Raw genomic sequence first — 14,253 nt, 5'->3', positions numbered from 1 at the left:
AAACATTTTGAGGGGTATTAAATTATGAATGTGAGAGGATTAATGAAGAAGGAGACAAATCGTCGTTTGCAGTTGGTTGAAGAATTATATTATGCAAAGGAGCTCCTTACATCGGAACAATTAATGGAATTGTTGGATTGTTCACTACCAGCATTGATCACCGATGTTCGTTTTCTTAATGGGGAGAATTTACCGTTTAAAATTACTAAAATCAAAGGTCTTTATACCATCGACTTTGATTCATACGCAACGATTGATGTGGTTTATGCTTATATTTTGCGTACCAGTTTAGAATACCAAGTAATAAATAGTTTATTTTTTGAAAAAAGTCGTGGCATCCAGCCCGCTGCTGATCGATTGAACTGCAGCTTCTCAAATATGCAACGCTACTTGATCAGCGTCAAGAAAGAAGTTACTAAGTGGGATATCACGGTTACTCATCGTCCTTTGCAGATGGTTGGCGATGAGGCAGCCATTCGTCACTTGTTTTATCTTTTCTTTAAAGAGTCGCGTATGGAATTTGCTGACTATGAGTTTTCTCAGCGTCTGTTGAATTCTGTTGACGAACTAATACGTAATATTTTAGAAGAAAACCAGATCACGAATAATATGAATGTTCACTTCCAATTAATGCATAGCTTTTTGATTGGACTGCAACGTCAAAAACAAGGCCATAATATGCACAGGCTTTCCCGAGATAGCGGGCTAATCATACCCGATGTGAAACAACTTGATTCACTAGTACGATTAATTAAACGTGAAACATCTTTAGTGTTTACCAATACTCGTTTAAAAGAGTGCCTGTGGCCGTTATTTTCACATCAACTAATTTTAAGTCGTAAGCAACAAGCAATTGCTCATAAAAAAAATAGACGCCTGTCCAGTTTCTACCACACTCATTATTTACTATTAGAGGGGGTTAGCGATTTATTGAGTACCCCACTTTCGCAAAATGAAATAGTCGATGCTGCACGGCTGCTAGGTAATGAACTATTCTGCTACTATCCAGAAAAGCATTCAATTGAAATTTTACAGGAAACAGAGAAAATCATGTTGCATCTGATTGATAAAAAATACTATCGAGAAATCAAAAAACTTGAGAACGTTGTTAGCAAATTCTTGGATCCACTTCAACAGGAAGAGTTTGTCCCGTTGTATATCAGCTATTTGATAACAACGATAGACAATCTTTTGCAGCGTTTGATCGATTCGGACAGACCAATTAAAGTTCTCTTGTTGTCGGATACTTCCACCACTCATGAACGATTTTGGAATTCTGTTTTTCCTGATTTCATTAAAGGTTCAGTCAAATATGAACACTTTGAGACACCCTTCATTATGCAAGAACAATTGACCGAGTTAACGCAGCAATACGATTTGATTGTTACGAACGTTACTATGAAGGATTTAGTGCCTGCCTGTCCATTGATCGCGATCAATGCCTTTCCAACGGCAAAAGATTTCGATCGGATTCAACAATTTATTAATCAATTTGATCCACTTTTATCACGAAAGGAACTTTATCATGAACTTACGCCGTCTACTTAAGCGAGATAGTCAGCGACAATTACACCTAGTCGAAACACTGTATTACTCTCAGCAACCACGTTCAAGTGAGGAATTAGCAGCGATCACTCGATGTACAATACCTGCATTTCTAAGTGATATTCGCTCGATCAATAATCAAAGCGACTACTACAAAGTGGTGCGTGAAAGTGGTGGACTTTATCATTTGGAGCTTAACGACAACGCCACAATTGATGTCCTTTATTCGACATTGCTTAGCAATTCAATAACTTTTAAACTGCTAGAGGCGATTTTTTTTGAGGAGTCTTACACCCTATCAGAGCTTTCGAAAAAACTGTTTTGTAGCCTGACCACAATTCAGGCATCCATGAAAGACCTGCAAGAAACACTAAAACGCTGGAAAATGACTATCCAGCGTCGCCCTTTCCGCATAACAGGTGATGAGATAGCAATTCGTCATTTGTTTTTCTTATATTTTTCTGAAAAGAAAGAAGCTCGTGAAAACACGCGTTTCAGTTCAGAATTTTTCTATTTTGGTGATGAAGTTGTTCGTTCTATAATCAAGGAGAATGAGTTATCGGTATCACTGGCTCAGTACAACCGTCTGTCACTTACTTTTTTTATCAGTCTTGTACGAATTTCCAGAGGGCATCGCGTCATTTCAAAACGATTGCAATCACCTGCGATTAAAGCTCCTAAATACCGCACTATCAATAACTTTACTCCTTACCTACGTAGAGAACTAGGAATTCTTTTTTCCGAAGACATCATGAGGGATAGTTTCTGGCTGCTTTATTCCGATTTATTCATATTAGGGGAGAAACAAAAGAAAAAAGCGCTGAAAAGTAATTCTTCCCTAGCCTATCATTACCAAGTGCATTATGATTTAACAGAAAAGTTGAGTAATATGCTGGTCGTTCCACTAACTAAGGAACAAAAGGATCGAGTGGCAACCATCTTGATTAATCAACATCTTTTCCATGAAAAAACAAAGGAAATGATCAGCATTCTCCAGGATCGGAAAAAGGATTGCTTGCTTCTGCTGGATAATTTTCACGCGCTTTGTGTCCATCAACTACGAAAACTCATACTCGAGTTCACTAATGAGTATCGTCTCTTTAATTCAAAAGAATTTATTGACAACTATATTTATCAGATCGTAGCTGCTGTTCCTAGTTTTTTAAACGGAATGAGACAAGCAGAGAAACCTGTTAGTCTTTTAGTCGTGTCCAATGATTCTGTGATGCAGGAAAGCTTATTAACGGAGCTTTTACGTTTCTCTCTTAGAGGAAACTACATGATCCAACAAATAAATGCTTCGCAATTGCACGGTAGAAGTTATTTGGAGGTTTTTGAAGAACACGACATTGTTATCAGTACCTCCACATTTGATGTGCCAAATTGTCAAACACCGGTCATAGCAGTTGAACTTTGTCCTAGTTTGCATTCTTTGAATAAAATTCAGAATTTGGTTGATCAAATCAGTAATAATAATAATCTGTTACTACGAATCTAACAAAAAAATGGACTTGAGTACCTTCACTCGAGTCCATTTTTTACAGTGGCTAAACGTTTCAGTTCTTTTTCCATTGATGCCTTTTCTGCTGTTAAACTATCAATCATTCGTTGATATTTTTCAGTTCCGTTCTTTTTTCGGAGTACATTCAATTGAATCGCAGAAAAAAGAACCACAATCAAAGCTAAAGCGATGATTACCATTGAGATAACGCTTAAATCCATTCTAAATAGTGTGTATAGTAAAACAATCAAGCCAATCAAAATTTCGATAAGGCTAAGCTTCGCTCGCCGTCCCCCGCCAAAGATAATCCGCTTTAGTACCGAGCCGTGTAATAATTCTTCATAACGAGTCAAGCGCGCCTCTAAAAAGCTGACCTGCTCTTTTAATTGATTAATTCGTTGTTTATCTGGCATAGTGACTTCGCTCCTTAATATCCTTAATCTATTATCACCAGTAATCTCTATTTTCGCAAATATTTTATTTCTTAATTATAGAAATAATAATTTTTATCAGGCAACCCTGATCAATAAGAACCGTCTAAGCAACTTTGATGAAAAATTAAAATATGTAAAGGATTTCATTTGGTCATAATTGTTCAACAGGAACAAAAACTTTGCAAATTCTTATTTGAAATTGTTCGGAATTCCTGTACAATTGTTTTGTAAGCGAATCCACTTCGTATACGAATCGTTAAGAAGGAGTGTGTCAAATGATTATTGGAATTCCCAAAGAAATCAAGAACAATGAAAATCGCGTTGCCCTTCCCCCATCTGGTGTATTTGATCTAACCAATCGTGGTCATCAAGTATTAGTTGAAAAAGATGCCGGCAAAGGTTCTGCCATTACCGACGAAGAATATGCTGCAGCAGGTGCAACCATCATCGACAATGCCGCAGATGTTTGGGCGGCTGAAATGGTCATGAAAGTCAAAGAACCTCTACCTGAAGAATATCAATATTTCCGCAAAGGGTTGCTACTATTTACCTATTTGCATTTAGCAGCAAACAAGCCATTGACCGAAGCTTTAGTCACTAGCGGTGTCAATGCGATCGCCTATGAAAATGTCCAACCAGCAGATAACACTCTACCATTACTTGCTCCAATGAGTGAGATTGCAGGGCGTATGGCGGCACAAATCGGAGCGAATTATTTAGAACGTGTCAACGGTGGAAAAGGTATTCTGCTCTCTGGCGTTCCTGGTGTGCGTCGCGGGAACGTTGTTGTAATCGGCGGTGGTGTGGTTGGATTAAATGCCGCAAAATTAGCATTAGGTTTAGGCGCCAATGTAACCTTGCTAGACGTTAGTGTTCCGCGCTTGAAGGAATTGGATATTATTTTCGGCAACAGCGTACAAACCATGATGTCAAATAGCTACAACATTCAAGAATGCATGAAAACTGCTGATTTGGTTATTGGTGCTGTATTAATTCCAGGCCATAAAGCACCAACTTTGGTTACCAGAGAAATGGTTGCCCAAATGCCTGATCACGGAGTAATCGTCGATGTCGCCATCGATCAAGGCGGAATTTTCGAGACAGAAGATCGTGTGACGACTCATGATGATCCAACCTATGTGACTGAAGGTGTCGTTCACTATGCAGTAGCAAACATGCCTGGTGCCGTTCCGCAAACAGCGACTTATGCTTTGAGCAACAGCACGATGGCGTATGCGAATCTATTAGCGAACAACCCATTAGAAGAAATCTTGAAAAACAACTTAGCCCTTCGCCGTGGTGTCAATACCTACAACGGCAAGCTGACAATTGAGCCAGTAGCTAAGGACTTAAGCATGGATTATACCCCGATTGATGAAGTTCTAAACGAAGAATTAATGATGAATTCATAAAAACAGGAAGAACCTGTCAGCGTAATGCTGGCAGGTTTTTTGCTATAATGAAAGAGATTCTTTTAATATAGGAGGTTCATCATGCTTTTTTCTGAAATTTCATATCAAAGACCTGATTTAACGCAATACAAAACCCAATTTCATCAAACCAACCAAGAATTTTCCGAAGCTCCAACTTACCATGATGCAAAGGAAGCGCTGGAAAAGCTTAATCATTTACGTGCTGAGATGACTAAAAATATGAAATTGGCCTATATCCGCCACTCGATCAATACGAAGGATGATTTTTATCGCGTGGAGAACGATTTTTGGGATCACCATAGCCCATTAGTTGATCAAATCCACAATCAATTTTACGAAAGCTTGCTCTCCTCTTCTTATCGTGATCAATTAGAAAAGGATTTCCCAGCAACACTCTTTCTTTTCGCAGAAGATCAACTGTGTCTTTTAGATGATTCCGTCATTGGATTGAAGCAACAGGAAAACGAAGTCGTTAGTCAGTATACGCAACTGATTGCTTCGGCTGAGTTAATGTTTAACGGGAAAAAGCATACCCTGTCAGAATTGTCCGCCTTCTTTACAGATCCCGATCGGAAGACCCGTAAAGAAGCGCACGAAGTCTACGAAAGCTTTTTTGTCACTCATGAACAGGAATTTGACGAAATTTATGACCAGCTGGTACAACTGCGCCATCAGCAAGCACAAAAATTGGGCTTTAAAAATTATGTTGAATATGGCGATCGTTTAATGAATCGTTGGAGCTATGATCGGCAGCAATTACAGGATTTCCGCCGATTCATCAGTGAAAAAGTTGTTCCCATCAATCAAAAGCTCTATCAACGACAGGCTGATCGTTTAGGCATTGATTCGCTTTCACACTATGATTTGCCACTGGTCTACCCTGATGGCAATCCGCGACCAGAAGGCAATGGCGAAGACTTAGTTGCAAATGCCCAAGTGATGTACCATGAACTCTCTGACGAAACCGGCAACTTCTTTGATTTGATGTCACAGCAGAAATTTATGGACCTAGCCAGTCGTCCGGGAAAACAAAGCGGCGGCTATTGCGAATTCATTGATGAAGTACAAATGCCCTTTATTTTTGCGAACTTCAACGGTACTTCAGACGACGTTGATGTGCTGACCCATGAGACAGGTCATGCCTTCCAAAGCTATCTGTCTCGTTGGATCAAAGAGCCGGAGCTGGTCTTTCCCACTTCCGACACCGCAGAGATCCATTCCATGAGTATGGAATTTTTAACTTGGCCTTGGATGAATAAATTTTTCGGAAAAGCCAGTGAGAAATATAAATTTGCTCATTTAAGCAGCGCGCTGCAATTTTTGCCTTACGGTGCTTTAGTCGATCATTTCCAAGAGGAAGTTTACCTGCATCCTGAATGGACGGCTCTTGAACGGAAAACTTGCTGGAGAGAGTTGGAACGCCGCTATTGTCCAGAACGAAATTATCAGGAGTCCGAAGCGTTGGAGCGGGGCATCTATTGGTATCGTCAAGGGCATATTTTTGAAGTCCCCTTCTACTACATTGATTATACTTTGGCACAGGTTTGCGCGTTGCAATTCTGGCAACGCCGAATCGTTAAAGAAGATCCGACAACTTGGACAGATTATCTCGCCATTTGCCGAATTGGCGGAAGTAAGACCTTTTTAGAAACAGTCGAATTAGGTCATCTCGCCTCTCCTTTTGATGCTGAAAAAATGACGGATCTATTAACAGCTGTCGATCAATACTTGGCGGCTATTCCCGAAACAGCCTTAGGGTAACTATTAAACAGCCTGCTGAAAAAATTCAGCAGGCTGTTTTTGTTATATTTCTTTTTTTAGTTCTAGCGCAAAAAACTTTCCCTTTATTCTTCGTTACTCTTTCTTTTTACAATGAATAATCCTGACAAAAGTACTAGGCAAGCTCCGCCAAGAGTTGTAAAAATGGAAGCTTTCTTCTCGTTCGTCTGCGGCAATGTTGGTTGGTGGACCTCTGTTGTCTTTGCTTTTAAGGCCACAGCTGTTGACGTTAAAATCGGCTGTTGTGTTGTGTATACCAGCTTCGTCTTTTCTTTGATGGCAACGCTAGTGAGGACTGGAGCTGGTGCCGTTTTTTTGGGTGCTTCTTTTTCAGTCGTTTCATCGGCTTTTGGTTCTTGCGGTTCTTGAGGCTCCTGTGGATCTTGTGGTGCGAGTGGTTTCTCAGGCTCTTCGGGTTCGACAGAAGGTTTTTCTTCAATTACAACCGGTGCCTGATAAGTGTATCTAAACACCGCCCCTGTTTCGTGATCCTGATTATATCGTACATCGAATTCCGAAATGTTTTTGTACGTGTAGGTCAACCAATGATCCATATTATTTTCATTCGAGCCGACGCCATTGATTTCACCAATTTTGATATAGCCGGTATGCACCTTGTAATAAAGTACGTTGTCCTTAGTAACGTAGTAATTCTGTACGTTATTGCTATCAAAGAGATCAATACTTTGATTCAGATCGATATCTGTGAAATTAAAAAAGCCGGATAGTGAAACCGCGCCACCGGTTAAATGATCAATGAAGGCATAATTCAAACGGACATCTTTGATTCCATACATCGCGATCCCGTTGGTTTTATAGATTGTCAACGCACTAGAATAGGGACTACTGGCAAGTATCGTCCAATCCTTGACTGTTACCTTCATATCGATCACTTTTCCATTATAAGTACCGACGTTTTTATAGGTTACTGTGATGGTATTTGGTGTAGCCGAGGTTAAATCAAATTCAAAACGCCCACTGTTCTCTGTATAATTCTTCGTTCCTCCGACTTCGATTCCCTCTAGTTTTTCAAAATTAGGCATGAAGTTGTATTCGGAACTGATTTTAGCATTCTCATCTGAAGTCGCCTTTCCATGATCAACGATTTTACTGTCATGATCCTCTTTCAGCGTTTGGCTTGCTGCTTGAGGAGCGGCCAACTTTGTCGTCTTTATCGGAACATCTACCGTTGGCTCTGTCGTTTCAGAAGGGGATTCTTGAACTACTGCTTGCGTAGCTGAGCTTGAGGTTTCCTGCTCACTATTTGTTTCAACTTTTTCTTGTGCTTCTGGACTTTGTTCAGAAATCATTTCAGTAACCGATTCGGGAGCCACTTCATTATCAGACTCAACTGTTTGAACGCCTTCTGTGATTTCTTGGGTTTCTGCTTGTGAGTTTTTCTCCTCAGCGGATTCGGTCGTTTCAACTGGTTCGGTCATATTGGCAGGACTCTCTACAAATTCGGCGGTCACATTGGGTTCAACAATTTCTGGCGATTCATCAGCGAATACAGAACTGGGACAAAGGGACGGCCCGAGCAATGCCACTGAAAATAAATAGACACTTTTCTTCACAAATAAAAGCCTCCTTCTCTCATATAATTACTATAATTATAACATCGAACTCATCCAATAAATGATTTTAAATAGCTAAAAAACACGGAGAAAATGAGTTCTAAAAAGTAATTTTATCATCTATGTAAACAATTATTTGAAAATTATTTCTAACAACATTAAACTCTATAAATAACAGTTTCACATTTTTCCATAGCGCATCTGATATACTTTGCTTACTTAGAAAAGAAATCATCTTTAAAATAATCTCAAAAAAACGAAATCTTAAGTTGATGAAATTTGAGAAGTTTCAAAAATCAAATAGTAAATAGCGTAAATGACTTGAGGACTGAATTTAACTACATCCGATTATCTTTCAAGAGAAATGTCAGATATCTCTTTTGCGATTTTTTTATCTCTTTAAAAACAAAAAGAAAATTCCCCAAAAAGAGGAATTTCGAAATACTTACTTAGGAATAACCATCATCCGATCATCGTTCATCTCGTGAATTGTGATTGGTCGTTGATAAAAGTCGTTTAAGACCTCTTCTTGTAACAGTGTCTCCCGCTGACCTTGTTTGAAGATTTTACCTTCGCGGATCATCAACACGTGGCTAAGCAGCGGCAGGATTTCTTCGGTATGATGCGTCACATACAATAAGCTTGGCGCATCTGCCGCCTGCTTCATCTGTTTGATTCGTGCCAATAAATCTTCCCGTGCAAACAAATCCAGCCCATTGCAGGGTTCATCAAGAATCAACAGCTCAGGCTTTGCCATTAATGCCCGAGCAATCAAAACGATCTGCTTCTCGCCTTGCGACAAAACCTGATACACTTTGCCGATTAATTTTTTGGCCCCAAGTGAAGCTAAAAGTTGTTTGGCTTCGTCTAAGTCAGCAGCTGAATATTTTTGATAAATTCCGATGCTGGCAAATTTCCCAGATAATACGATGTATTCTGCCTGCTCCTCACGATGGATTCGTTCCTGCAGCGACTGACTTACCCAGCCGATTCGTTTTGTTAAGTCAGGAATCGACGTTTCTCCGAATAATTGTCCTAGAACCGTCAGTTTACCGCTGGTGGGCCATAGGCTGCCTGAGATCATATTCAGCAGCAGGCTCTTTCCTGCCCCATTCAATCCCAACACTGCCCAATCCTCGCCAGACTTGATACGCCAGTTAATATCCTGCAACAAGGCGTTTTGTTGGCGAATAAACTGAACCTGTTCAAAAGCTAAAATTTCCATACTTTTTCCTCCATGCTAAAATCCCTTTTTAACAATCTTAGCAAAATCTCACAGAAAAGATACGAGAAATGATATAATTTTGGCAAATGTTTTTGAAGGGAGTCTTACCTATGAACTATGAATTATCAGCTAGTACCTTTGCCCCGATCGCGAAGGTTCATTTACAGCGAGGAGAAAAACTACGGATCGAACCAGGCGCAATGGTGTATCAACTTGGCGATATCGAATTAGAAGGCCGCATGAACACCAACGGCAAGAAAGGGCTCGGCGGCGCCTTGAGTGCTTTAGGCCGCTCTGTAAGCAGTGGGGAAAGCTTTTTTATCAGCACAGCTACCGCTCATTCCAACGATGCGATGATTGCGATTGCTCCAGCTGTACCCGGAAAAATCTTTGCATTAGATGTCGGCGCTGAGCACTGGCGGTTAAATACTGGGGCATTTCTTGCCAGTGAAGAAACTGTCAGCTATCAAATGCAGCGGCAAAAGCTCTCTGGTGCTCTTTTGGGCGGGACCGGCGGACTCTTTGTTATGGAAACCACTGGACAAGGACAGCTTTTAGTTTCGGCCTTTGGTGATGTAGAAAAAATCGAGTTAGATGGACACGCGCCAGCCATCATTGATAATCAGCACGTGATCGCGTGGACCAGCTCGTTAGACTATAACATTCGGGTGGCTTCTGGAACATTTGGTTTTAAAACTGGCGAAGGCGTCGTCAATGAGTTTCACGGTCGCGGCTCAGTCTATATCCAAACGAGAAATTTAGAAAGTTTCGCTGAACATATCGATACCTTCATACCCAAATCTTAAAGATTGTCACACAGCATTGTAACATGGGGAAAGAACAGGTAAAATATGGGAGATACTGTTGCAGAAAGCTGGTTTATATGACTGAAAATACTAGAAAATACGGCGAGCTGAAGCAAACCCCTTCTAGGGTTGCTCGCTATCATCGCGACGCGGCCGTGCCGCAAAAGAAAGAACATAAAAGAAATACCGCAAACGTTCCTGAAAAGGAGCCGATCGCGGCAGCCTCACCTACTGCGAAGAAGCAGTCGAATGCTCAGGAAAAAATGGTTCAAAGTACCGCTTGGTTGACCGTCGGCAATATCTTTTCTCGCCTATTGGGGGCTGTCTATGTCATCCCATGGATCGCCTGGATGCAGCCTCATGGGCTGGAAGCGAACTATTTATATACAAAGGGCTATAATGTTTACGCATTATTTCTGATGATCTCGACTGCCGGGATTCCCGCCGCGGTGGCGAAACAAACTGCTCGCTATAATTCGATGAATGAATATGGCTTAAGTAAAAAATTACTGTTCTATACAATGCGTCTCATGACCATTGGAGGAATTATTTGTGCTGCCATCATGTATTTAGGCGCACCCTATCTGTCTCAAGGAAATGCCGATCTAGTGCCTGTTATGCGCTCACTAAGTGTCGTGCTGCTGATCTTCCCGGCGATGAGTGTGATTCGCGGTTTCTTCCAAGGAAACAATAATATGAAGCCTTACGCAATTTCTCAGATCATCGAACAAATCGCTCGCGTCTGCTATATGCTGGCCTCTGCCTTCATTATCATGCAGATCAATAACGGCAGCTATAAAACAGCGGTGGTCCATTCAACCTTTGCGGCCTTTATTGGGGTAGCTTTTGCGATGGGGGTTCTGCTATTTTCATTACTCAAGGAACGCTCCGCCTTTCGTGAGCTGATTCGAGAAAGCGATAATCAGATTACTTTCTCAGGACGACAATTAGTTCTTCAAATGATCCAGCAGGCGATTCCCTTTATTATCGTCGGCAGCGCCATCAGTATATTCAAATTGATCGATCAATATTCCTTTGAAAAAATCATGTCGATCGTGACGGATTACTCTGCCGCCAAAAATGCAGATCTGTTTGCGCTAATCTCCGCCAACCCGGATAAATTGACGATGGTGGTAATCGCACTTGGAACTGCGATGGCTACAGCTGGTCTGCCGCTGATTACAGAACGCTTCACGAAAAAGGATCATGACGGCTTGGCAAAATTAGTAACGAACAATATCCAGCTACTCTTCTTTGTGATGATGCCAGCAACGGTTGGAATGATCGTTTTGGCTTATCCATTGAATACGCTGTTCTACTGGCCTAATCCCCTAGGAGCAGAATTATTAGCAGCTTCCTGTGTGGTGGGAATTATGATGGGCTTGTTCATGGTCTGCTCGACCATGCTGCAGGGCCTTGATGGCAATATGCAAGCGGTCTGGTACTTGTGTATCGGAATTTTTGTGAAAATCGTCGCGCAATTTCCTTTAACATATCTATTTGAAGCTTACGGTCCATTGATTGCTTCTTTTGTCGGATTCTTAGTGGCGAACATGTTCCTGTTGGATCGAATTCATGTGATCACACAGTTTCCATTCAGAGAAACAATTGCTTCTATTGGGAAAGTTACAGCAATGTCGCTTTTGATGGGTGTTGTCGCCTTTATTGTGAAATTCGGTTGCGAAATGTTTTTAAGCTCCGATTCTAAAGTGCAGTCCATGATCATTATTTTGATCGTAGCAGCCTTTGGCGGATTCACTTACATGGTGTTGGCCTTAAAAACGCGAATCGCTGATAAATTATTAGGTCCACGGGTCGATGGTATTCGCCGTCGATTACGGATTTAAGCCAATTCCCCCTGCAGAATAGTGAAAGTGCAGGGGGGATTCTGTATTTCTCACCATCGGAGACTCAACGATAATTACCCCAATTGATAGTAAAAACAACCCGACGTTTAAAAACGTCGGGTTGTTTTGTAGGAATAGTTAACTAGCTAAATTAGCCAATTTTGGACAAAACTCCAGCTTCTTGATTAGATCGTTCCTGACATCAATCACTAGCGTAATCTGATGGTTCGATAATGTTATCGGTATCGGCATATCTCGTTTACCCTTATTAAGGCTAAAGATAGATATTGCTCACCGGCTTTGCTTCAAGAAATTACGCCAATCAATGATCGTTTTGTTGACATGATTCAACACTTCTAATTCCAGCTTCTTCGTATCCACCGCTTCTTGTTCTTGAAACGATGACAACTTCTCATAATTTTTTTGCAGCAGCTCATGAATCGGCTCGTTCGTTTCTGAAGAGATCAAGCTGTTGGCTTCAGCCTTCAATTGTTCAATCACGATCGGTGTCGTTTCCTGAAAATAGACATAGCCATATTGATTCAGATTATTTTTATACGATCGCAGCGTTGCTAATGACGCCTCCAAAACGGCCTTTCCATCAGCCGTCTGCTTCGGAATCTGTACAGTTTCCTTTTGTCGCTGCGGTTTTTTCTTTCGTTTAAACGCCCAGCGCGTAATCAAAAAAGTCACCAAACAAACAATGACGTTTGAAAGCAAGACTTCCGGACGCAAGAGATTTTCAAGCATGACTTTCACTTCCTCTAAGAGATGATACCATTATACCGAATTAGTACATGATAAGGGTATCCTTTTTCTTAAAACAGTGAAAAAGACACGTCAGGAAAACGCCCAACGTGTCAATGCTATCTATTTTACCGCTACACGAACCTTGGCTAATGCCTGTTCCAAATCTGCAAGTAAATCTTCGGTGTCTTCGATTCCTACCGACAGCCGCAGCAAGCCTTCTGTTACGCCCTGTTTCTCTCGTTCTTCCTTTGGTACACAGGCATGGCTCATCGTTACTGGATAGGATAAGATCGATTCTACTCCGCCGAGACTGACAGCGGCAATTGGAATCTGTAAAGCATCCGCGAAGGAATAAACTGCCGTCTGATTGGCTAGCTCAAAGGACAACACCGCGCCACCCGAGGTCGCTTGACGTTTATGAACTTCGTATCCGGGATGACTCGGTAAGCCAGGATAGTGGACATTCTTTACGACTGAATGATTAGCCAGCATCTGACTGATTTTTTCTGCGCTGTCAGCGCTTTGCTCCATCCGCAGCCCCATCGTTTTCAAGCCCCGCATGGTCAACCAGCAATCTTCCACACCTAAAATGCCGCCGAGTACCTTTTGCTGCAGTCGGATTTGGTTGTGCCATTCCTCATCGTTGGTAACGACTAATCCAGCCACAACATCGCTATGTCCATTGATGAATTTGGTGGCACTATGAATCACGATGTCGACTCCCAAAGCTAGTGGTTTCTGAAATTGTGGTGTCATAAAGGTATTATCAATCATCGTCACTAAATGATGGGCCTTCGCGATCGCCACAACTCCTGCGATGTCAGTCACTGAAAGCAACGGATTCGACGGTGTCTCTAAATAAAGCCCTCGTGTATTTGGTCGGATGGCGTGCTCCCATTCATTTAAATCAGTCTCATCGACAAAGGTCACTTCGATCCCAAAGCGCTTCATGACTTCATTGACTAATTGGAATGTGCCGCCGTAAATGCTCTTGCACATAACTAGATGATCGCCTTGACTAAAACTCAGCAAGACCGCTGAAATCGCACCCATTCCTGACGCGAAGGCGGTCGCATATTCCCCATTTTCCAGTGCCGCAACCGCTTCTTCTAACGCGGTACGGGTTGGATTGCCAAAACGGGAATAGGTATATGGCTGTCCATCCTTAATAGATGCCTGTTTAAAGGTCGAACATTGATAAATTGGAATCGATGAAGCGCCGGTTTCTTCATCAAATGCGTGGTAGCCATGAATCATTTTTGTCTTATCATTCATCTCAAAATCCCCCTTGCTCATTTCTCACAAGGCTAGCTTAACACTATTTAAAGCGTTTTCAGTGTTTTTGGATGAATTCCCATA

At 41.5% G+C, this 14,253-nt stretch carries 11 protein-coding genes; 6 read left to right on the top strand and 5 right to left on the bottom strand.

Annotated elements, in window-relative coordinates; all coding sequences use genetic code 11:
* The first annotated feature begins 24 nt into the window (after positions 1–24).
* Both KQI58_RS03735 and KQI58_RS03730 read left to right on the top strand, forming a co-directional pair.
* Positions 25–1,548 carry a helix-turn-helix domain-containing protein gene (locus tag KQI58_RS03735; RefSeq protein WP_216406570.1) on the top strand — a complete coding sequence of 508 codons (1,524 nt, stop codon included), beginning with the start codon at positions 25–27 and terminating at the stop codon, positions 1,546–1,548.
* The gene (locus tag KQI58_RS03730; protein WP_216406568.1) at positions 1,526–3,043 is read left to right on the top strand and encodes a helix-turn-helix domain-containing protein; all 1,518 of its coding nucleotides are present in this window, start codon (positions 1,526–1,528) and stop codon (positions 3,041–3,043) included. Before KQI58_RS03735 ends, KQI58_RS03730 begins: the two co-directional genes overlap by 23 nt.
* A gap of 23 nt (positions 3,044–3,066) precedes the next feature.
* On the opposite strand, the gene KQI58_RS03725 is transcribed toward KQI58_RS03730, so the two are convergent.
* Positions 3,067–3,459, bottom strand: a complete 393-nt coding sequence (locus tag KQI58_RS03725; RefSeq protein WP_216406566.1) for a hypothetical protein — start codon at positions 3,457–3,459, stop codon at positions 3,067–3,069.
* Between the two features lie 296 nt (positions 3,460–3,755).
* Here KQI58_RS03725 and ald point away from each other — a divergent pair, with 296 nt between their 5' ends.
* Both ald and KQI58_RS03715 read left to right on the top strand, forming a co-directional pair.
* A complete protein-coding gene (ald, locus tag KQI58_RS03720; RefSeq protein ID WP_216406564.1) occupies positions 3,756–4,892 on the top strand; it encodes an alanine dehydrogenase in 1,137 nt (378 codons plus the stop codon).
* Positions 4,893–4,973: 81 nt separating this feature from the next.
* Entirely contained in the window at positions 4,974–6,674 is a 1,701-nt protein-coding gene (locus KQI58_RS03715; RefSeq protein WP_216406562.1) for a M3 family oligoendopeptidase, read from the top strand.
* Between the two features lie 83 nt (positions 6,675–6,757).
* On the opposite strand, the gene KQI58_RS23110 is transcribed toward KQI58_RS03715, so the two are convergent.
* On the bottom strand, positions 6,758–8,266 hold the full coding sequence (locus KQI58_RS23110) for an LPXTG cell wall anchor domain-containing protein (protein ID WP_216406560.1): 1,509 nt from the start codon (positions 8,264–8,266) through the stop codon (positions 6,758–6,760).
* Positions 8,267–8,711: 445 nt separating this feature from the next.
* A complete protein-coding gene (locus KQI58_RS03705; RefSeq protein WP_216406558.1) occupies positions 8,712–9,491 on the bottom strand; it encodes an ABC transporter ATP-binding protein in 780 nt (259 codons plus the stop codon).
* 110 nt (positions 9,492–9,601) lie between these two features.
* Between KQI58_RS03705 and KQI58_RS03700 the strand changes: the two genes are divergently transcribed.
* Both KQI58_RS03700 and KQI58_RS03695 read left to right on the top strand, forming a co-directional pair.
* Complete coding sequence (locus KQI58_RS03700; RefSeq protein WP_216406556.1) at positions 9,602–10,297, top strand: TIGR00266 family protein; 696 nt, start codon at positions 9,602–9,604, stop codon at positions 10,295–10,297.
* Between the two features lie 77 nt (positions 10,298–10,374).
* Positions 10,375–12,144, top strand: a complete 1,770-nt coding sequence (locus tag KQI58_RS03695; protein WP_216406554.1) for a putative polysaccharide biosynthesis protein — start codon at positions 10,375–10,377, stop codon at positions 12,142–12,144.
* A 291-nt stretch (positions 12,145–12,435) separates the two neighbouring features.
* Here KQI58_RS03695 and KQI58_RS03690 read toward each other — a convergent pair whose 3' ends face one another.
* A complete protein-coding gene (locus tag KQI58_RS03690) occupies positions 12,436–12,894 on the bottom strand; it encodes a hypothetical protein (protein ID WP_216406553.1) in 459 nt (152 codons plus the stop codon).
* A gap of 120 nt (positions 12,895–13,014) precedes the next feature.
* Positions 13,015–14,169 carry a trans-sulfuration enzyme family protein gene (locus tag KQI58_RS03685; RefSeq protein WP_216406552.1) on the bottom strand — a complete coding sequence of 385 codons (1,155 nt, stop codon included), beginning with the start codon at positions 14,167–14,169 and terminating at the stop codon, positions 13,015–13,017.
* Between the last annotated feature and the right edge of the window lie 84 nt (positions 14,170–14,253).

Source organism: Enterococcus raffinosus (assembly GCF_018917525.1).
In the GTDB taxonomy this organism is placed as follows: domain Bacteria; phylum Bacillota; class Bacilli; order Lactobacillales; family Enterococcaceae; genus Enterococcus_A; species Enterococcus_A raffinosus_A.
The sequence above is the reverse complement of the archived record's forward strand: the minus strand, read 5'-3'. Positions and strand labels throughout refer to the sequence as shown.